At 61.6% G+C, this 21239-nt stretch carries 16 protein-coding genes; 4 read left to right on the top strand and 12 right to left on the bottom strand.

The window, feature by feature from the left end:
- Positions 1–31: 31 nt before the first annotated feature.
- Together DevBK_RS03825 and DevBK_RS03820 are read left to right on the top strand one after the other, a co-directional pair.
- Positions 32–1483 (top strand): YcjX family protein, encoded by a 1452-nt coding sequence (locus DevBK_RS03825; RefSeq protein ID WP_317184523.1) that lies wholly within the window; start codon positions 32–34, stop codon positions 1481–1483.
- A complete protein-coding gene (locus DevBK_RS03820; protein ID WP_061911157.1) occupies positions 1480–2505 on the top strand; it encodes a YcjF family protein in 1026 nt (341 codons plus the stop codon). Before DevBK_RS03825 ends, DevBK_RS03820 begins: the two co-directional genes overlap by 4 nt.
- Here the strand turns inward: DevBK_RS03820 and DevBK_RS03815 are convergent.
- Positions 2494–3192, bottom strand: a complete 699-nt coding sequence (locus DevBK_RS03815; RefSeq protein ID WP_061911155.1) for an EAL domain-containing protein — start codon at positions 3190–3192, stop codon at positions 2494–2496. The two genes, DevBK_RS03820 and DevBK_RS03815, sit on opposite strands and share 12 nt — an antisense overlap.
- A 198-nt stretch (positions 3193–3390) precedes the next feature.
- Here DevBK_RS03815 and DevBK_RS03810 point away from each other — a divergent pair, with 198 nt between their 5' ends.
- A complete protein-coding gene (locus DevBK_RS03810; RefSeq protein ID WP_061911153.1) occupies positions 3391–3714 on the top strand; it encodes a hypothetical protein in 324 nt (107 codons plus the stop codon).
- Here DevBK_RS03810 and DevBK_RS03805 read toward each other — a convergent pair.
- From DevBK_RS03805 to DevBK_RS03755, 11 genes are all read right to left on the bottom strand, one after another.
- Positions 3711–4034: a 2Fe-2S iron-sulfur cluster-binding protein gene (locus DevBK_RS03805; RefSeq protein ID WP_061911151.1), complete on the bottom strand. Its 324-nt coding sequence runs from the start codon at positions 4032–4034 to the stop codon at positions 3711–3713. The two genes, DevBK_RS03810 and DevBK_RS03805, sit on opposite strands and share 4 nt — an antisense overlap.
- Positions 4035–4219: 185 nt before the next feature.
- On the bottom strand, positions 4220–5245 hold the full coding sequence (locus DevBK_RS03800) for an NAD(P)/FAD-dependent oxidoreductase (RefSeq protein WP_061911149.1): 1026 nt from the start codon (positions 5243–5245) through the stop codon (positions 4220–4222).
- Positions 5246–5408: 163 nt separating this feature from the next.
- Positions 5409–6683 carry a phosphoadenylyl-sulfate reductase gene (locus DevBK_RS03795; RefSeq protein WP_317184522.1) on the bottom strand — a complete coding sequence of 425 codons (1275 nt, stop codon included), beginning with the start codon at positions 6681–6683 and terminating at the stop codon, positions 5409–5411.
- Positions 6684–6859: 176 nt separating this feature from the next.
- Positions 6860–8518: a nitrite/sulfite reductase gene (locus DevBK_RS03790; RefSeq protein WP_317184521.1), complete on the bottom strand. Its 1659-nt coding sequence runs from the start codon at positions 8516–8518 to the stop codon at positions 6860–6862.
- Positions 8505–8834 carry a DUF2849 domain-containing protein gene (locus DevBK_RS03785; RefSeq protein WP_061911145.1) on the bottom strand — a complete coding sequence of 110 codons (330 nt, stop codon included), beginning with the start codon at positions 8832–8834 and terminating at the stop codon, positions 8505–8507. The genes DevBK_RS03790 and DevBK_RS03785 overlap by 14 nt, the downstream gene beginning before the upstream one ends.
- Positions 8831–10225 (bottom strand): siroheme synthase CysG, encoded by a 1395-nt coding sequence (cysG, locus tag DevBK_RS03780; RefSeq protein ID WP_317184520.1) that lies wholly within the window; start codon positions 10223–10225, stop codon positions 8831–8833. Before cysG ends, DevBK_RS03785 begins: the two co-directional genes overlap by 4 nt.
- A gap of 190 nt (positions 10226–10415) precedes the next feature.
- A complete protein-coding gene (locus DevBK_RS03775; RefSeq protein WP_061911142.1) occupies positions 10416–10736 on the bottom strand; it encodes a 2Fe-2S iron-sulfur cluster-binding protein in 321 nt (106 codons plus the stop codon).
- Positions 10737–11003: 267 nt separating this feature from the next.
- A complete protein-coding gene (locus tag DevBK_RS03770) occupies positions 11004–12173 on the bottom strand; it encodes an SAM-dependent methyltransferase (protein ID WP_317184519.1) in 1170 nt (389 codons plus the stop codon).
- A complete protein-coding gene (locus tag DevBK_RS03765; protein WP_317184518.1) occupies positions 12170–13771 on the bottom strand; it encodes a peptide chain release factor 3 in 1602 nt (533 codons plus the stop codon). Before DevBK_RS03765 ends, DevBK_RS03770 begins: the two co-directional genes overlap by 4 nt.
- An 84-nt stretch (positions 13772–13855) precedes the next feature.
- The gene (locus DevBK_RS03760) at positions 13856–14215 is read right to left on the bottom strand and encodes a hypothetical protein (protein WP_317184517.1); all 360 of its coding nucleotides are present in this window, start codon (positions 14213–14215) and stop codon (positions 13856–13858) included.
- Between the two features lie 43 nt (positions 14216–14258).
- Positions 14259–14654: an Hpt domain-containing protein gene (locus tag DevBK_RS03755; protein ID WP_317184516.1), complete on the bottom strand. Its 396-nt coding sequence runs from the start codon at positions 14652–14654 to the stop codon at positions 14259–14261.
- 453 nt (positions 14655–15107) lie between these two features.
- Between DevBK_RS03755 and DevBK_RS03750 the strand changes: the two genes are divergently transcribed.
- Positions 15108–21035 (top strand): hypothetical protein, encoded by a 5928-nt coding sequence (locus DevBK_RS03750; RefSeq protein WP_317184515.1) that lies wholly within the window; start codon positions 15108–15110, stop codon positions 21033–21035.
- The last annotated feature ends 204 nt before the right edge of the window (positions 21036–21239 follow it).

The following is a 21239-nucleotide window of genomic DNA, read 5'->3' as shown; positions in this document are numbered from 1 at the left end:
CCGCCTATCTTGGTGCTGAAGAGGACCGAACTTGCCCCAGCCGCCGACCAACCTGACCGACGAACTGGGCATCGCCCTGGCCAATCTCACCGATACCGCAACCGGCATCCTGACGCCGACGCTTCGGTTGGGCGTCACCGGCCTCAGCCGCGCCGGCAAGACCATCTTCATCACATCCCTCATCCACAATCTTCTCACTCAAGGCCGCTTGCCCGGATTTGCCCCGGTGGCCGAAGGCCGCTTCATCGGCGCTAAACTCGCCGAATACCCCGACGCGACCATTCCCCGCTTTGCCTATGAGCAGCACCTTGCTGCATTGACCGGCAAGCCCGCGACCTGGCCGGAAAGTACGCGGCGCATTTCCCAGCTCCGCATTGTTTTGAAATACCAGTCGGCAAAATGGTGGGGCGGAATGCGCGGTCCCGCGACGCTCAATCTCGATATCGTCGATTATCCCGGCGAATGGCTGCTCGACCTGCCGCTCTTGGGCAAGAGCTTTGCAGAATGGAGCGAAGAAGCCCTCGCCCGTGCGCGCCAGCCCGGCCATGCCGACGAGGCCGGGCGGTTCCTCTTCGAACTCGACAATACCGACGCCCTCCGCGATGCCACTGACCCGGACGCCGAACGCCTGGCTGGCGCTTTCACCACTTATCTCCGCCGCAGCCGCGAGCACGGCGCCCTCTCGACCCTGCCGCCCGGTCGGTTCCTGCTGCCCGGTGATCTCGAGGGCTCGCCAGCGCTGACCTTTGCGCCGCTACCACGCCCCAGCCTGCCGATCCGCAATGCCAGCCTCTATGCCATGCTGGAAAACCGCTACGAGGCCTACAAGGCCCAAGTGGTCCGTCCGTTCTTCCGCGACCATTTTGCTCGGCTCGATCGCCAGGTGGTGCTCGTCGATACGCTGCGCGCGCTCAATACCGGGCCGGCTGCTGTTGCCGATCTCGAAACCGCGCTGACCTCGGTGCTCTCCTGCTTCCGTCAGGGCGAAGCCAATCCGCTCTTGCGCCCGTTCAGCCGCCGCATCGATCGCATCCTCTTTGCCGCGACCAAGGCCGACCACGTCCACCACACAAGCCATGATCGCCTCGAAGCAATTCTCAATCGGCTGGTGTCGAACGCCGCCAAGCGTGCCCGCTTTGCCGGCGCCTCGACCAAATCCATCGCCATTGCCGCCATTCGGTCGACCAGCGAAGGCACGATTCGCGAAGGTGGGGAGACGCTGCCAACCTTGATCGGCACGCCGCAAGCGGGGGAAGAACTCGACGGCATCACCTATGATGGCAAAACCGAAATAGCATTGTTTCCCGGCGACTTGCCGGAAAGACCGGATTCTCTATTTGAAGACGGCAATCCGGTCGCGCTTAACTTCCTGCGCTTCACCCCGCCGCAGAAGCGCGAGGTGAATGGCTCTGGCGAAACCGTTTTGCCGCACATCCGCTTTGACCGCGCACTCGATTATCTCATCGGAGACTGGATGGCATGAAGCGTCCCATAGCTCGCCCTACCGGCACCGCCGACGATGCCGAAGCCGCCATCCGCGTCCCACGCGCCTTTGCGCCAGCCTCTGCCGAATTGGTGGAGACGAGTTTTGACGAGCCGGAAACCGACGCAGTCCTCGTCGGCCCGCCGCCGCGCCGCATGGGCTGGATCGGCAAGCTCGCCTGGACCACAGGCGGGATATTGATCTCGGCAGGCCTAGCGCTTGCGGCTGACCGCCTGATCCGCGATCTCTTCGCTGCCCAACCCTTGCTCGGCTATGTCGGCCTGGGTGTCCTCGGCGCCTTCATCGTCGCGGTCCTTGCTTTGGTTGCCCGCGAGGTCTTTGCCCTGCGGCGCCTGCGGGTGCTTGATGCGCTCAAGGCCGATGCTGCTCGCGCCCGCATCGACGACGATCAGAAGGCGGCGCAGCATGTCGTCAACCAGCTCGAAGCCATCTATGCGGATCGGCCCGACATGGCCCGCGGCCGCGAGGCGGTGAAGACCAACCTGCCCCATCTCTTCGATGGCGGCGAAATCATCGCCCTCGCCGAACGCAATCTCATGGCCTCGCTCGACGCCCGCGCCAAAATCCTGACGGCCGCGTCGGCCCGCCGCGTGGCTTTGGTAACCGCCGTTTCGCCCCGCGCCCTGATCGATGTCGCCTTCGTCATCTATGAAAGCGTGCGCCTTGCGGGCGCGATCGCAGCGCTATACGGCGCCCGCCCCGGCTTTTTCGGCTTTTGGCGGCTGACCGGCGCCATCCTGGCGCACCTCGCTGTCACTGGCGGCCTCGTCCTCACCGACGGGATCGTCGAGCAACTCGTCGGCCAAGGGCTGGCGGCAAAGCTCTCCGCGCGGCTCGGTGAAGGCGTCGTCAATGGCTTGATGACTGTGCGCGTCGGCATTGCCGCCATGCGCGTCGTCCGCCCCATGCCGTTCGAAACCTCACCCCAGCCCATGGTTCGGGATTTCATTCCCGAACTGGTCAAGGTGACGGGTGATGCCGGCCGCAACTCAAGCGGCTAGCAGCATCGCTGGCTCTTCAAAGGTCTCGACGCGCGGCTTGGCGAAGTAATAGCCCTGGAACAGAGCGATCCCTGCAGCACGTAGCGTCATCAGCTCCGCTTCGCTTTCGACGCCTTCGGCCAAAACCTTGATATCGAGCTGCCGGCTGATCCCGACGATACCGGCAATGATCGCCTGGCGCGCCACTGATGTATCGACATCGCGGAGCAATTCCATGTCGATCTTGATGAGGTCTGGCTGGAATTTTGCCAGCAGCCCGAGGCCGGCATAACCAGCGCCGAAATCGTCGAGCGCGGTCATGAAGCCCATGCGCTTATATTCGGCAACGATATTGGCGACATGGTCTACATTGGGCATGCGCTCGTTCTCAGTGAATTCGAACATCAACCGCTTGGGGTCGAACTGCGCACGGGCCGCAGCGCCGAGCGTCGCTCGGATGCAGGCTCGGGGTTCGTAAACCGCATTGGGCATGAAGTTGATCGAGAGCCTCGCGTCCGACGCCATTGGCAGGTTGTGCCCCGCCAATTCGATGGCTTTCACACGGCAAGCCTGATCGAAAACATAGCGGTTTGCGTCGGTTACGGCAGACAGCACACTCGCAGCGCCTTGCCCGTCCATGCCGCGCACGAGAGCTTCATAGCCCCATACGGTCTGGGTGCTGACATCGACGATCGGCTGGAACGCCATAGTAAAGGCGACAGGAAACTCCTCTCCGCCGCGGCAACCCTGACAAGAAACACCCACTTGAATAACCTATGTTATTATGATTGCTAGTATTTCCTCCAATATGCCTGATGTCTCTTAATGCAACGACAATCTGAGCCAAGCAGGCCCAGTCCTGCCGCAATGTTCGCCGAGCATTCTCTGCCAACGCGGAGTTTGCCCATGAAAGCCCTCGCCGTCTTCGCTCTTACCCTTGCCATTGTCCCCGCCGCCCATGCACAGGGAGACAAACAGTTTCCCGATCCGTCGGAAACGACGCCGGAACTCATCGAGCTTTATGAGGATGCAAACGCCATTTGCCGCGGCAATAGCGGCAATGACGTAAAGACCTGGGCCAATTGCGCGGCCCGCTCGGTCTATGGCACCGCGCTCAATGAGCGCGACTGGTGCTATGGCAAGGAAGATCAGGCCGGCGCCGAAATGGAATGGCACGAATGCGAAGCGACTTCGCTCCGCTTCGAGCCCGTCGACATCAACGCGCTCTAGGCGTCTTTGGCAGCGCTCGGCGCCAGCGTCAGTTTCAGCCCATCGAGATCGTCCGAGCAGAGGATCTGGCATGATAGGCGCGAGTTCAATTTCACATCGCCGACGCTGTCGAGCATATCCTCTTCCTCGTCGCTCGGCGCACCGACCGCACCGAGCCAATCATCATCGACATAGACATGGCATGTGGCGCAGCTCAGCGCACCGCCGCACTCGGCCTTGATGTTAAGACCCCAATCGCGAATGACCTCCATCACGCGCCAGCCCTCGAGCCCTTCGAGCTCGTGCACTTCGCCTGCCTGGTCGGTAACGGAAATCTTCATCGGGCGCTCCTCAACAGCGGGGCGTGCTTAGCGTTGTATGGGGCGGGAAGGCAAGTAGGACATTGGTTTGGGCAAAGTGCACCTCAAACCATCGGCTGTCATCCCGGCCTTGAGCCGGGATCCATCTTGAGATCTCGGGATGGCCCCCGGCTCAAGGCCGGGGGACAATCGCATTTTCGGTGGGCCTAAGCCACACCTAGCTTCTTCTGCAGCTTGGTCGAGCTGGTCGTGTACTGAAACACCACGCGCTCGCCCGGCGAAATGATCGACTTCGCAGCCTGCGCCATCAATGCGGCCTCGTGGAAGCCAGAAAGGATCAGCTTGAGCTTGCCTGGATAAGAATTGATGTCGCCGATCGCAAAAATGCCGGGGACCGACGTCTGGAACTTCTCGGTATCGACGACGATCGTGTTGTCGTTGAGCTCAAGCCCCCAGTCGGCCACAGGACCGAGCTTCATGGTGAGGCCAAAGAACGGCAGCAGGCGCGTCGCCGGGATCGACAGATCGCCCGCTTCGGTCGTCAGATGCACATGGTTGATCTGGCCGTTCTCGCCATCGAGCTTGGCGATCTGGCCGAGCTGGAAGTTGACCTTCCCCTCGCCCACCAGCTCCTTCATCTTGTTGACCGAAGCCGGCGCCGCCTTGAAAGCATCGCGACGGTGCACCAACGTCAGTGTGCGCACGATCGGCTGCAGGTTGAGCGTCCAGTCGAGTGCCGAGTCGCCGCCGCCGACGATGACAACGTCCTGTCCGCGGAAATCCTCGATTTTGCGCACCGCATAGAAGACCGACTTGTTTTCATAAAGCTCGATCTCAGGCACCGGCGGGCGCTTGGGCTGGAACGAGCCGCCACCCGCCGCGATCACCACAACCTTAGTGAAGAAGGTTTCATCGGCATCGGTCTGCAGCTTGAACGAGCCATCTTCCAGCTTCTCGATGGAATTGACCATGCGCGAATAGTGGAATTCGGGCGAAAACGGCGCGATCTGCGCCATCAGATTATCGGTGAGCTGCTGGCCCGTGATCATCGGGAAAGCCGGAATGTCGTAGATCGGCTTTTCCGGATACAGCTCGGCGCACTGGCCGCCTGGGCGGTCGAGAATGTCGATAAAATGGCATTTGATATCCAAGAGCCCGAGTTCGAAAGCCGCAAACAGGCCGCAAGGCCCAGCGCCGATAACGACAACGTCGGTGGTGATCTCAGTGCTCATTTGTCTCTGCCTTGGCGGACGGCGGGTCCGCAATTTTGCTCGGCGTCATTCCCGCGAAAGCGGGAATCTCCCTGCGCAAGGAGAGGGATCCCCGCCTTAGCGGGGATGACGCGGTGTTGGAAGTAACCCCCAGGGATTACCTGATCGACACGCTCCACTTATCCTAGGAGACGCGACGAAGGAAGGGCCGAGTACCGACCGGTACTTCGGTGACGCCCACGGGCTGATAAAACAGCGCCATTTCTGGCAACCGGTTCTCGATCAGCGCTTCGCGGGTCGGCTCGTGGGTCACCACCAGCGCGTTGAACCCGCAGCGGCGCATATGCGGAATCTGATCCTGCAGAACATCGCCTACAGCCCTGATTTCACCGGCATATTTGAACCGCTCGACCAGGAGGCGAGCGGTCGAATAACCGCGACCATCCGAGAAGGCCGGGAATTTTATCGCGACCGACGCAAAGCGCAAAAGGTCATCGACAACATCCTCGATCTTCTCACCGGGCGACACCAGCAGCCCCAGCGGATGCTGGCTTGCCAGATAATCCGCACGATTGGCCAGGAATTCCGGCAGCGGCACGTGGACATAGCGGGCATCGGCTGGCTTGGTGCCTTCCACCCATTCCTTGAACGGGTCGGCAATGAAAGCGCCGTCTTTCCAGAGCGTATGGCGGGCTGCAGCAGTCATCGGATTAGCGATCGCTCCACTGAAATCATAATGGATGCCGCATTCCTTTTTATTCAGGCCGCGCCACCGTCCGGCACGCGGATCCTCGCCCTCGGCGACGACCGAAGTGCAAGGCGCGCAGCCAATAGACTTGTAGCCTTTGGCATAGAGCGGATGCTCGGGCAAGTTATGCCTTTGGCGATATTCGATAACGTCGGCATCGGAGAAATAGGCCAGCGGATTGACCTTGATCCGATCATCGCTCGTCAGCTCGAAATGCGGCAGCACGCCGCGTTCCGTGGTCTGATAGCGCTTCCGCCCGGTCACCCAGCCACCATATTGCTCAGTCACCGGCTCCAGCGGCTCGGTCTTTCGAATATGGCAGCAGGAATCAGGGTCCGTCTCCCAAAGCGTCCCTTCGGGATCGAACCGCTTCACGTCATCCGAATTGGGGTGGATGGCGTGAACATTGATCAAGCCGAACTGCTTCTTCAGCGTCTCTACATAGGCCAGCGTCTCGGCAAAGTGCTTGCCCGTCTCAAGGAAATAGACCGGCATCGACGGATCGACCTGCGCCACCATATGCAACAGCACCGCCGAATCCGCCCCAAAGGACGAGACGATAGCAAGATCGCCGGGAAGCACATCGGACACGGCGTAGCGCAAGACGCCGACCGCATCCATTTCGTCAAACATGCCATTGAGCGCCAGAATGCCCAGCGACTTCAGCTTGTCATGCGCCGCCTTAGCGGGCGCGAGTTTAGGCAGTCCCATAGGATTTCTCCGAGAACGCGATGCCGTCTATTCTTCTCCCCCTCGGGGAGAAGGTGGCGCGCAGCGCCGGATGAGGGGGATGCGTCAGCGCGAGTGGAGAAATCCCCCTCACCGACTCGGCTTCGCCGAGCCACCTCTCCCCGAGGGGGAGAGGAATAGAAGCATCTGCTTTGCCACTAAGCATTGCCGTACAACGCCTCCTTGAATGGCGCTTCCCCAAGACGCCGATAGGCTGCAATGAAAGTTTCGTCTTCGCTCGTGCGCTGGGCGATGTAAAAATCGACCAACTTTTCGATAGCGCCCGGCACGTTCTCGGCCTCGAAACCCGGCCCGATGATCTTGCCCACCGAAGCATGCTCTGTGGCGTCACCGCCCAGCGTGATCTGATAGAGCTCGCCGCCCTTCTTCTCGACGCCGAGAATGCCGATGTGCCCCACATGATGGTGCCCACAGGCGTTGATGCAGCCTGAAATTTTAATCTTGAGCTCACCGATTTCCTTCTGACGCGCCGGCTCGGCGAACTTTTTGGAAATCTCCTGCGCAATCGGAATAGAGCGGGCATTGGCCAGGGCGCAGAAATCGAGGCCCGGACAGCAGATCATATCGGTGATGAGGTTGTTGTTGCCCTCAGCCAGCTCGGCAGCCACCAGTGCATCATAGACGGCACGCAGATCGGCCAGCGCCACATGCGGCAGAACGAGGTTCTGCTCATGCGTCACGCGCAGCTCGTCATAGGAATACTGTTCAGCGAGATCAGCCACGACCTCCATCTGCGTATCCGTCGCATCGCCCGGGGCACCGCCAACCGGCTTCAGCGAAATCGTCACCGAGGCATAGCCGGGCTGGCTGTGAGCGTTGATATTGTTATCGAGCCACCGGCCATAGGCAGGATCGATGATAGACTCATAGGCGACGTCGATCTTGGTCAGGCTCTGCGCCGTAAAATCCGGCAGCGCAAAGTAGGCGCTGATGCGGTCGACTTCCTCGCTCGGCAACGTCAGCACACCGCCACGCACTTCGGCAAATTCTGCCTCGACCTGCCCCTTGATGGTCTCCAGACCCTCTTCGTGCACGAGGATCTTGATGCGCGCCTTATACTTGTTGTCCCGACGACCGTAGCGGTTGTAAACGCGCATGATGCTTTCGAGATAGGCCAGCAGATGCTCATTTGGCACGAAGCTGTTGATCAGCTTTCCGATCATCGGCGTGCGGCCAAGGCCACCACCAACCCAGACTTCCCAGCCGATCTCGCCCGCACCATTCACCGCAGCCTGCAGCCCGATATCGTGGAAACGGATCGCCGCGCGATCGTGCGGCGCGCCGGTTATGGCGATCTTGAACTTTCGCGGTAGATACGAGAATTCGGGATGAAGGCTCGACCACTGGCGCAGGATTTCGGCGACTGGCCGCGGATCGATGATCTCATCGGCAGCGGCGCCGGCAAACTGGTCCGTCGTCACATTGCGGATGCAATTGCCCGAGGTCTGGATCGCGTGCATCTCGACCGATGCCAGCTCTTCCAGAATGACCGGAATGTCCTTCAGCTTAGGCCAGTTGTACTGGATGTTCTGGCGCGTGGTGAAATGGCCATAGCCACGGTCGTAGACCCGCGCGATGTGGGCGAGCTTGCGCATCTGCTTGGACGACAGCGTGCCATAGGGCACGGCGACGCGCAGCATATAGGCGTGCAGCTGCAGATAGAGCCCGTTCATCAGCCGCAACGGCCGGAACTGATCTTCGCTCAGCTCCCCCGAAATGCGGCGCTTCACCTGATCGGCAAACTGCGCCGTGCGGCCCGCGACGAACGCGGCGTCAAATTCGTCATATCGATACATGACCGTCCTCACCCAGATGTTGGCGGTCGTAAGCCTGCCCATGTAGCGTCAATGGCGCGGTTGGACCCGCAGCCCGGATACGTTCGCGAAGCCGCTTGGGCACGATCTGCCCATCGACGACATCGACTTCTTCGATTTCAAGGCTGATCACACGACCGGTCGCCTTGGTCGCCGCAACAGCGCCATCGCGCTCGGCTGCGTCTTCCTTCTCAAAAAGACGCGCAGCGCTCAGCGCTTCCACCCAATCGCCGGATGCCGACAGGTAAACCGTCGCGCCCGAGATCAATTCGTTCCCCGTAAGGATTTCCTTGCTCATGCTACCTTGAAACTTTCTAATTCTCCGGCGACGGCCTCAACCCAATCGCCATGCGCCACAGCCCGGCCAACGAGAATGACGGCTGGGCCATCCTCGAATGCGACCGCGCCGCGCGCCAATTCCCTCAGATTTCCCGAATAGGACCGGCTGCTCGCCCGTCCCGCATTGACGACGATGCCAATCGGCAGATCAGCCTCCGCACCTGCTGCAAGCAGCCGCGCCGCTGTCTCCGCCGCGATCGATTTGCCCATGTAAAGCGCGAGGGTCAGACCCGTCAGCGACAGCGCCGCCCAATGCGCCAATTCGCTATCCTCAGCCCCATGCGCTGTCGCAACGACCAAGCCAGTCGACACTTTCCGCAACGTCACTGGCGTCGCGGTATCCGCCGCGGCGGCAAGAGCCGAAGTCACGCCCGGCACGATTTCGAAGCCGATCCCCGCTTCGCGCAGCGCCGCGATCTCTTCGCCGGCACGTCCGAAGACCATCGGATCGCCCGACTTGAGCCGCGCCACGCGCTTGCCCTCGCCTGCGAGTCGAACGATCAGCGTGTTAATTTCGCCCTGGGTGAAACTATGGTTGCCCTTCGATTTGCCGACGGAAATTTGCTCGGCATCTCGACGGCCCATCTGCACGACCTCGGCCGGCACAAGCTGGTCATAGACCACCACGTCCGCCTGCTGCAGATAGCGCTGCGCCCGCAGGGTCAGCAGATCGGCCGAACCTGGCCCTGCCCCGATTAGCCAGACGACGCCAGCGCCAGAACCCGTCGCAACATGGCTCTCAAGCAGCTTTATTGCCTCAGCCTCGCCCTGCCCTTGCGCCACGGCCCGCTCGACCGCAGGCGAAGTCACCAAATCCTCGTAGTAGCGACGCCGGGCGGCGCCATCATGAATCAAGCTCTCAACCTTATGGCGTAAACCGCCAGCCAGACCGGCGATTTTCCCGATTCCCGGCGAGAGCAGCGCCTCGATCTGCGCGCGCACCAGCCGCGCCAAAACCGGCGCATCGCCTTCGCTCGAAATGGCGACGCTCAGCGGCGCCCGATCAACGATGGAGGGGGTATAGAAATCGCACTGGTCAGGGACGTCGACCACATTGAGCGGAATGTTCAGCCGGCGCGCCTCGGCAGCGGCCAAGGCGCCATCCGGGCCCTCGTCAGCCACGAACACCATGGCAGCGCCATCGATATCACCGACGGCCAGCGGCCGCTCGAAAATGGTCAGATCGTAGCCGGAAAAATCCGTCTCAACCTGTCGCGTATATATCTCTATCGAAGCAGTAGTCTTAGCGATCAACCGGACTTTGTTCAGGGCCTCGTCGGTGCCGCCGACGATGATGATGCGCTTGCCCTTGACCTTGTAGCTCAACGGAAATGTGTTGAGGCGAGTCATACTAGTCCTATTCCAATTGTGCGCCAAAATAGTCGCAGGTAGGGGATTGGAACAAGGCGTTGAAATTCAATCGCTTTTATATTTCCCTTGGCAGGGTTACCTTAGAATGACGCTAAGGTGGAATGGCGGTGGCAGGCAAAAAAATGCGGCCAACCGCCTCTACGCGAAATGCTGGAATTGCCTGAGGCGCTTAGCCCTGCCGGGTAGGCACGTGAACGACGAGCCCGTCGAGATTGTCCTTCACCTTGATCTGGCAGGACAGCCGGCTCGCATCCTTCACGTCGAACGCGAAATCGAGCATGTCTTCTTCCATCATCGAAGGCCCTCCGACAGTCTCGCGCCAGGCATCATCGACATAGACATGGCATGTTGCGCAGGTGCAGGCGCCGCCGCATTCCGCGACAATTCCAGGCACGGCGTTGATGATGGCCGTTTCCATCACGGTCGCGCCGTTTTCGGCTTCCGTCTCGATGCGGTCGCCGCTTGAAGTAACAAAGGTGATCTTGGTCATGGGGACCTTTTAGGCTTGCTGGTGCATGAGGATATAGGCCACACGAGCGAGGTTGGGTAGGCGAAAGGGTGAATGGCTGACCTACGTTAGAGCCCCCTCACCCGTCTCGCGCTTTGCGCGATCCACCCTCTCCCCGAGTGGGAGAGGAATAAGAGGGACCCTATGCATCCAAAAGCACCGCACCATTCTTCTCCCTCTAGGGGAGAAGGTGGCGCGCAGCGCCGGATGAGGGGGATGTCCAGGCAGCTCCAGATATTTCGGCAGCCCCTAAAGCCCCAGCAACCCCTCAAGATAATGCCGCTCGATCCCGAACATGGCTTTCACATCAGCCACCTTCTTCAGCGCCGCCTCGCGCGAGCCAGCCTTGCCCTTCTGCGCCACGATCAGATTATTCTTCGGCGTATGCGCATCCGAGACAAACTCGAAAACCTTGGTCCGATAACCCGAGGCCTCGAGCAGTAGCGCCCGCAGCCCATCGGTCACCATCTCGGCCTGCTTCTCCATGAACGTGCCATGGCGCAGCAAGAAGTCCAGCCGATTGTCCGAGGTCCCCGCCTCCATCTGCCGCCGCACCTGCTTGTGGCAGCACGGCGCCACGGCGATCAGCTCGGCTCCCGATGAAATCCCCTTGAAGATCGCGTCGTCGGTCGCCGTATCGCAGGCATGAAGCGCAATCACCGCGTCGGCGCCACTCGCGTCATAATCAAGGATCGATCCAGGCACGAACTGCAGCGCCGCAAACCCACTCTGCGCCGCCAGCTTATTGCCGTCATCCACCAGCTTGGGCCGCATCTCGACGCCGATCACCTTGGCCGGCACACCCTTACCCTGCAGATAATCGAACAGCGCAAAATCGAGATAGCCCTTGCCCGCGCCCATATCGACAATGCGCGGCGTCTTGGCCGAAAGCTCGTGAATCAAAGGCGCAAAAATTTCGACCATCTTGTTGATTTGTCGAAACTTATCCTGCGACGCCGCCAGGACCTTGCCGTCCGCACCGGCAATGCCCAGCGCCTGCATCCACGGCTTTGCACCCGCCTCAAGCGGCCGGTTCTTCACCCGATCGTGCCCGGCCGTAGCCACTTCGCGCCCCGAGACTTCGGTTTTCTTCAGCCGAAACTTGTCGCCCTGCCGTTCGATCTGCAGGTCGAAATCCCTAGTCTCCAGCCGTCCGCTGCGAAACGACGTCGACAAGCCATCACGGACAAAACTCATGGCATCGTCGATGATCAGGTTCTTGGTGATGTCGCGCGTCTTGTAGCTCCAGACGAGGCTCATCCGTTCGCCCGCCTTCAGCGCCAGCTTGCGACCCTCGACGCTCTTCAGCTCGGCCTCGGCGCCATGATAGCCGCCAAGCCTAAGCTTGATGATCGATCCATCGATAAAGCCAGTCTGCAGCGCGAGGACAAATTCCTCTATGCGGTCGGGGGCGCTCAATGCCGTTCCTTGGTCGTGAGGAACTTGATCTTGGGCCAATCCTGCTTGGCCCGATCCGCCCACCACGCGTTCTGCGCCAGGAACACGGGCGCATTCGCCCGGTCCTCGGCCATATTCGTCTTCTGCGCCTGAATGAAGCGCTTCAATTCGTCGGCATCGTCGCTATCGACCCAGCGCGCCACTTCAAAGCCCATGGGCTCAAAGGTAATCGGCACGCCGTATTCCTTGTTGACCCGGCTCGCCAAAACTTCGAGCTGCAACTGGCCCACCACGCCGACGATCCAGTCCGCGCCAACCATGCGGCGAAAAACCTGCGTTACGCCTTCTTCCGCGAGATCGGATAGCGCCTTCGACATCTGCTTGGTCTTCATCGCGTCGACGAGACGCACACGGCGAATGATTTCGGGCGCAAAGTTCGGAATGCCGGTGACATTGATCGTCGCGCCCTCGGTCAGCGTATCGCCCACCGACAGCGTCCCGTGGTTGGGAATACCCACGATATCGCCCGCCACGGCCTCTTCAGCCAGTTCACGATTATTGCCGAAGAAGAACATCGGATTGGCCACGGCCATATCCTTGCCCGACCGCACATTCTTCAAGCGCATGCCGCGGGTAAACGTCCCCGAGCAGAGGCGCACAAAGGCAATACGGTCGCGATGGTTCGCGTCCATATTCGCCTGGACCTTGAACACAAAACCCGAAACCTTCTTTTCATCGGGCGCAATCGGGTTTGGCAGCGCCGGCTGCGGCCGCGGCTCCGGGCCCCAATCACCCAGCGTGCGCAGCAGTTCAGCCACGCCGATACCCTTGAGCGCCGAGCCAAACAGCACCGGGCTCATATGGCCCTCATGGAACACGCCAAGGTCAAACTCAGGCAACATCGCCTGCGCCATTTCCAGCGTCTCGAGCGCCACCATGAATACCGGATCATCCACGAGGCTTTCCACCTCGAGCAGATCATCGATCACCTCGAAATCCGCCAGCGTCTTGCCCTGCGGCGTCACCACGCGCTTTTCCAAGAGGTCGATATAGCCCCGGAAATCCACCCCCTGCCCGATCGGCCACAGCACCGGAGTCAGGTCGAGCGCCAGCTTGCTCTGGATCTCATCGATCAGATCGAGCGGCGCCAGGCCCTCGCGGTCCACCTTGTTGATGAAGGTGATGATCGGAATGTCGCGCAGGCGGCACACCTCGAACAGCTTAAGCGTCTGGCTTTCGATACCCTTGGCCGCGTCGATCACCATGATCGCCGCGTCGACCGCGGTCAGCGTGCGATAGGTATCCTCGGAAAAGTCCGAGTGGCCCGGCGTATCGAGCAGGTTCATGGTGAGCCCGTCGAATTCAAACGTCATCACGGATGACGAAATCGAAATGCCACGCTGCTGCTCCATTTCCATCCAGTCCGACCGCGTCGAGCGCGCGCCAGATTTGCCGCGAACCGCGCCCGCCTGCTGAATAGCACCAGCCGCCGCCAGCAACCGTTCGGTCAGCGTGGTTTTACCGGCGTCAGGGTGCGAAATGATCGCAAAGGTCCGACGGGTACGAAACGGTTCAAGATTGACCCGAGGAGAAACCTCGGCGGCACTGGCAAGGGACATGGGCTTTTTGACAAATGCGGCCGCAGCATCCCGCCCGGCACGTTTAAGATATTGGGCGCTGTATATGGCGTGACAAGGACATGGTCAAACCGCGCGATCAGCGATTGAACTGACTTCCTCGCAAGCGTCTGCATCGAAAAGGAACTGGCCTTCGCCGTCGAGTCGATCCGGCAGATGCTCACGCCACCATGCCGCTGCCTCCAGTTGGTGCTCGGCCAACAAGTCGACAGCGAGCTTGGCATTGACGAGATACCCCGTCATCTCAAAACTCTTGCCGGTCAAATTGGCCCACACTTGGGCAAACCAGTTTCGCGGCCGGGTGAGCACGCCATAGGCCGCCATCCGCTGCTTTTCGCCCATGACGGGAAAGGTGAGGCCAATCCAGGCCTCACGCACCCATTGCGGCGCTTCGCCCAAAGGCGTCCTAACAATAGTGATCTTCATTCGATGATGCTCTCATCGAAAAGGCTAGACAAGCAATACCGCCTCAGGCCGCGTCCTGTCCAACCATGCGCGCGATAAAGTCCCGTACGTCGCCGACGACGATCCCAAGATCGTCGATCTTTTCCTGCGATAGCGGCCGGCCGCTGCGCATTTCGTGTTCCATGGCCTTGGCCTGCTCGGCGATGGACCAGGCGCCCACGCCACCGGCCGCGCCCTTGATCGAGTGCAGCACGAGGCTGAGATCGTCAAAGCTCGTCGCAAGCTTCAGGCGGCCGTAGTAATCGGTGATCGTCGTATCGAAGAGACGGAGAACCTCGCGCTCCAGTGCCTCATCGCCGAGGCATTGCTTGGCGAGATGGACCAGATCCACTGGCCGGGCAGCGCGCGTGCGAATTTCGGTGAACGGCTCTGCCTCAACTGCAGTGCTCAAGGGGGCCATAAAGTGCTCCATCATGGCTCGGCCAAAACTCGTAGCCGGGCGATACTCGAACCTTCAGCTTAGAATGGGTGGATGAACAGCCTCTTAAGCCCCAACTTCGCCTTGATTTGAGGGCCAGAGCAATACGGGCAAAAGTTAACGGGATTCTCGGGACCGAAAGAGCTAAAACGCCGGAAATCGAGTTGTTTTGAGTGTTCTGAGCAAAACCGGACACCTAAACGCCTCTCGTTTCCACGTTAAAATTAACCTTTCGTCCGGAAATCCTTCGGTTTGCATCAAATTGAATGTAATAGTGAACGTTGAGCCAGCGCGCGGCGGCGAGGGGTCGGAACCGTCGAGGCATTTGCATCGAATTGTTCCTATTTGACCACGGGCACCGAAAGGTGTTCGGGGCTAGATATACTCCTAATGCCCGCTATGCGCTGCAGTGCCGACGCGAGAGTTGTAAAGAGTATGGCCAATAATCAGAACACCCCGAACGATCCGGCTGCGTTGGCCTTTTCGGCCGTAGAAGACGCGCTCAAGGAATCGGTGTTCAGCCTCGATCCAGCCAATCGGCCACGGACCGAAAAGAAGCCGGAGCAGCCACGCTCCGAGCGTCTTCGCGCCGCCGACAAGATCGCGCAGCAGGCCGGTTCGGTCGCCAATGACGATCGTGCCTCCGCCGCCCGTCTCCTTTATGGCCTCCAGAATCGCTCGTCGGCGACGCCGACCTGGCTCGCGACTGTTCTGTCCGTTCTCTGGGTCGCCGTGGCCGGCACAGCCGCTGTGTTCCGCTATGGTCCCGAAATGGCCAATTTCGGCCAGTTCGCCGCCTCCATCGAATTCATCGCCATAGTCGCGATCATTCTTCTGCCCGTTCTCGGCTTCTTTGCTGTCGCCACGCTCATTCGTCGCGCGCAGGATTTGCGCAATGCCGCTTCCTCGATCACCCAGGCCGCCATTCGCCTTGCAGAGCCGGAAGTGACCGCAGCCGATAAGGTCGCCTCTGTCGGCCAGGCTGTGCGCCGCGAGGTCAACGCCCTGGGCGATGGGCTTGAACGCGCCCTCTCCCGCGCCAGCGAACTCGAAGTGATGATCCATAACGAGGTCACTGCGCTCGAACGGACCTATTCCGACAATGAGTCGCGTATGCGCGCACTGATTGCCGAACTGGCTAACCAGCGCGAAAGCGTGCTATCCAACACCGAGCGCGTGCGTGAGGCAATCACCGAAAGCCATACCGGTCTCGTCTTCGATCTCGATATGATCAGCCAGCGCATTGCCGGCACCATCAACGAAAGCGGCGGCACCCTGGCTCGCGCCCTTGAAAGCGGCGGCGATGTTCTCAACGGCGCTTTCTCTGAACGTGCAGAGAATTTCACACGCCTGATGGACAATCGGACCACCGATTTCCTCGCCTCGCTCGAACAATCCGCTGGTCGCGTCTCCGGCGTTGTCGAAGACAGCGCGTCGCGCGTCGATTCCAGCTTTGAAAGCCGCACCCGCGATTTCCAGGCCAATATCGAGCGCCACATCCAGAGCCTTACCGAAGCGCTCGACGCCCGTGCCGGCACCATCGGGTCCTCGCTCGATTCCCAGACCCTGATGCTGACCACGGCCATTCAGGACAAGACCGACGCACTGGCCAATCTCCTCGCCGTCAACTCGACCAAGCTGATCGATCAGTGGGGCGAACGCGGCGATCTGGTTAACCGCGCGCTTGAACAGCTCGGCAGCCGCGTCGGCGAAGATGTCTCCGACCGCGCCCGCGAAGCCGAAGCCATGCTCGGCGCCCTTACCCGCCAGCTCGACGAGTCGGTGTCGATCCAGCTCAATTCGCTCGAAAGCCGTCTGCAGTCCGCGCTCATCGAAATCAATGGCGCTCTTGATGACACGGCCGAACGCGCGCGCATTACTGTATCGTCGGCCGGCCAGGATTCGCTCGGCCAGTTCGACGCCCGCCTCAGTGACATCACCGGTCAGCTCGACCAGCGCCTCTCCGCGCTCGACAATGTCATCGGCGACAAGGGCGATCAGCTCCTCAACCGCCTCGATCAGCACGGCTCAAGCTTTGCTACGCGCGCCAATGTCCTCGAAATGGCGCTCAACGAAGAATCGGGCCGCTTCAACGAAGTCGTCACCGAACGCACTCGTGAGATGAACGAAGTGATCGGCGCCAAGACCGCCGCCATCACCGAAGGCCTCGCAACCCGCACCCGCGAAATCTCCGAGCGTCTCGACACCTATGCCGAGACCCTCACCGAGACCCTCGATACGCGCACGGGCCGCATCGACGAAGTTCTCTCCTCACGTGCTCAGAACCTCACCGAAGCCCTCGACACCCGCGCTGGACGCATCGACGAGGTCCTCTCCTCACGCTCGCAGACCCTGACTGAAGCCATCGACACGCGCGCCGGCCGCATCGACGATGTGCTTTCTTCGCGCTCGCAGACCCTGACCGAGGCTCTCGACACCCGCGCCGGCCGTCTCGACGAGGTCCTCTCCTCGCGCGCTCAGACGCTGACGAGCCGTCTCGACACCTATGCCGATACGCTCAATACCGGCCTCGATAGTCGCGCCAACCGCATCGACGAAGTGCTGTCGACCCACAGCCAGAACCTCGGCAATAGCCTCGACGCCTATGTCGATACGCTCAATACGGGGCTCGATAGCCGCGCCGAACGCATCGATTCTGTGCTCTCGAACCACGGCCAGGATCTCGGCAACAAGCTCGACGCCTACGCCGATACGCTCAATGTCAGCCTCGACAGCCGCACCGCCCGCATGGACGACGTTCTGAACGCACGCTCGCATGAGCTGTCCAATCGCCTCGATTCCTACGCGCAGACCCTCGACCTCAGCCTCGAAAGCCGCGCTGCCGAACTCAATGATCAGTTGCAGGCACGCATCGGCGAAATCGGCCAGGCGGTCACCGCCGGCGCTGAATCGCTGGAACAAACCCTTGCTGGTCGCGGGACCGAGCTCAGCGAAGCCATCCGCACCCGCTCTCAGGAGCTGGGTCAGACGCTCACCATCAGCACCCAGGCGTTCGATCAGGCCGTTGCCGGCCGCACGCAGCGCCTTGCCGATACGCTCTCGGAGCGCACCAATACGCTTTCGCTCGAAATCGAAAGCCGCACCAATGCGCTGAGCGGTCAGCTCGAAGAGCGCACCCAGACGCTGGCCTCGACCCTCGACGCCAGCCAGGGTGTTCTCGCCTCGACGCTCGATGAGCGCCAGGCCTCGCTCACCAGCACGCTTGAAGAGAAGCAGGCGCAGTTCACCTCGGCCATCGAGGAACGTGCCGGCCGGTTCGTCGGCGATCTCGACGCGCGTACCGCCACCATGGCAGGCGCTCTCGATACCCGCACCAACGAACTCAACGCGTCGTTCGACCGTCGCACCACCGAGCTCACCGCAGCGCTCGACGCACGCACTCTCGAACTCGCGCAGGCCGTCGGCACCCGCACCACGCAGCTCGCCAGCACCCTCACCGCCCGCACCGAGGCGCTGTCCGATACGCTGTCGAGCCACACGACCTCGATGGGCGAAACCATCGGCATGCACACGGCCGAGCTCGCACAGACGCTGGATCAGCACAGTGCCGCCGCTCGCGAATCCATCGACCAGTCGCTCCGCACCGTCACTGAAACCATGTCGACCCGCATGGACGATATGTCCTCGACGGTTGCCGGCAAGGTCGCGGAAATCGGCACGGCGATGACGCAGAACCTGTCCTCGGCTCTCGCCCGCGTGGACGAAGCCCAGGCCGGCGTCACGTCGCGTATCGATGCGGCTAGCGTCAGCTTCGATGAAAACGTCCGTAAAGCGACGCAGATCGTGGAAGCCGGCGTCGATGCGGCACGCCAGTCGATGGTGGATCTCGTCGACTCGCGCCTTGGCACCCTGCCCGAGGCCATCACCGCACGCGCCGACATCACGGCCGAGCGCCTCGCAGCGCTCAATGCGTCGATCAATACCTCGATCACCCAGTCCATGGCCGATCTCGAAGCCGGCGCCGATCGCATCGAAGAAACCATCTCGACGCGCATCACCGCCGCTACCGAAAATATCTCGGCCGACGTCGCCGCCACGGCCACGCGCATGGATTCGGCTGTGCGCAACGCCCTCGACCAGATCCGTCTTGCCGCCGGCTCCATCGACGACATCGTCTCGGTCCGTGCCGTCCAGACTGTCGAATCGCTCGAAAGTCGCCTAAGCGAAATCAACAATTTGGTCGAAACCCACACCAGCCAGTTTGCTTCGCTTGTCGATGAAAAGTCGGGCGAACTGCAGATGGCCCTGCGCAGCCACGGCAACCTCCTCCGCGAGGCCCTCACCGGCACCGCACGCGACGCCGAAGAGATCATGGCCGTCTCATCGAGCCGCATCCTCACCGATGTCACCTCGGCCCTCAGCAAGCTCAACGACTCCAACCTGTTGCTGCAGCGCGTGCTCGACGCCTCGACCACCAATCTCGCAACGCTCGAAACCAGCATTGCTCAGCAGACCGCCAGCTATGCCGGCACCATGCGCGACGCGATTGGCCAGACCGAGGAAGCCGGCGTCATGGTCACCCGCCATGTCGGCGCGCTCCAGAGCACCATCCAGTCCATGGTCGACGAGTTCGCCGGCATTCTTGGCAAGCTCGATATGGAAGTTGTTTCCATGTCCCAGGCTTCGCGTGCCCTTGAAGCCACCAGCTCAACGGCCCTCGATTCGCTCGAAGACCGCCGTGGCGCCATGGATGCCTTGGCCCACAGCTTTACGACCCGCGCCGACGATATCGACAACCGCATGCGCCTCTTCGCGCAGTCGATCGCCGATACGGTCAACGATACCGAACGCCGCATGATCTCGGCACGCCGCGCCATGGACGAGGCCCTAGCCGCGACCAGCAGCACGGTCACCGAAGCGCTCACCTCGGCGACATCGACCGTCAGCGACGCGCTCTATTCCACCAATGAACACTTCACTGCGACGCTCGAAGAACGCAGCGCCCAGGTCGACAACGCCGTTCAGCGCGCTGCCGAAGCTGCCGCTGCCGCCCTCACGCACACCTCGTCCTCGGTGCGTGCCGCACTTGCAGCCCAAGCTGATCAGGTCAATTCGAGCCTCGAAGACAATTCCAACCGCGTCAGCGATCTCCTCGCTTCGACCGCTGGCAGCGTGACAGATGTTCTCACCTCGACGACCAGCTCGCTGAGCGAAACCATCGCGGAATCGACCAGCTCTGTCCGCAATGCCATCACCAGCAACACGGGACAGCTGCGTCAGGCCATCGATCAGTCGACTGGCGTCTTCCGCCAGACACTCGACGAAACCGCCGAAGAGGTCACCGGCCGCCTTGGCGATTTCCGCGAGACCGCCGATGGCGAAAGCCGCCGCACCAATGCAGCCCTGCAGGAAGCCCAGCGCCGTCTGGTCGCCGAAATGCAGCAGGCCATCGAAGACGCGACCCAGCGCTTCGGCGAGACAGCTCGCGCCATGCGCGAAACGGCTCGTGAAGTCGGCCACGAACTCGAAGCCACCCGCGCCGAGCTCGCCCGCGGCGTCAACGAACTGCCCGAGGAGACCCGCGCCAGCGCCGCCGCCATGCGTCGCGTCGTTGCTGAGCAGATCGAAGCCCTCAGCGAACTCAACGCCATCGTTCGCGGCCAGCCGGCAACTCACGATCTCACCGATCGTCGTGGTAGCCAGCCCCGCGTCTCGGCCCGCCAGCCCGAGCCGGCGCCCTACCAGCCGCCGCGCCAGCCCGACCCGGCGCCGGAACCCTACCGTCCGGAACCGGCCGCCCAGACCCTCGTCGATCCGATCCGCACCCGTCCAGTCGAAGCACCACGCCCGACTGTTCGTCAGCCCGTGCAGGCCCAGCAGCCCGTCCAGGCCGCGCCTGTCGCTCAGCAACCCGTCGCACCACAGCGCACCGTAACGCCAACCCCGGCCCCCGCGCCACGCCAGCAGCCTGAGACCGCTCCCGCCGCTGGTGCCGAAGGTGGCGGCTGGCTCCGCGACGTCCTGCGCAACGCATCAGCCAGCCAAGCCGGCCAGCAGCCTGCCCAGGGCCTCTCGACGCTGACCGAGGAAATCGCGAACGCCATCGACGACAATGCACTCGCCGATGCCTGGGGCCGTTACCAAAATGGCGAGTCCAACGTCTTCTCGCGCCGGATCTACACGCTGACCGGCCAAGGCACCTATGACGAAGTCCGCAAGCGCCTGCAGCGCGATCCGGAATTCGCCCGCACCGCCCAGGCCTATATGGGTGACTTCGAGCAGCTCCTGAAGCGCGCCGCCGCCGGCCCTCGCGCTGCCGCCGAAACCCGTGAATACCTGCTCTCGGATCGCGGCAAGGTCTACACAACCCTCGCCCACGCCAGCGGCCGCCTCAGCGCCTGAAGCCAGCGATGACAAACAAAAAGCCCCGGATCATCCGGGGCTTTTTTTATTGGTTATCAGTCCGAGGGCCTGAAGACGTCCAACAGGTCTGCGGCCCGCGGCACGTCACTCTGCACCGGTAGAACCATCAACCGCGAAGCAATGAGACGCGCATATGCCTTCCCAAACACCGCTCTTCCCTCGGGCTCGACCCGAGGGCCAATG

Origin of the sequence: Devosia sp. BK (assembly GCF_032907385.1) — a bacterium.
Lineage (GTDB): Bacteria > Pseudomonadota > Alphaproteobacteria > Rhizobiales > Devosiaceae > Devosia.
Note: the sequence above shows the minus strand (reverse complement) of the source record. Positions and strands in the feature narration are given on the sequence as shown.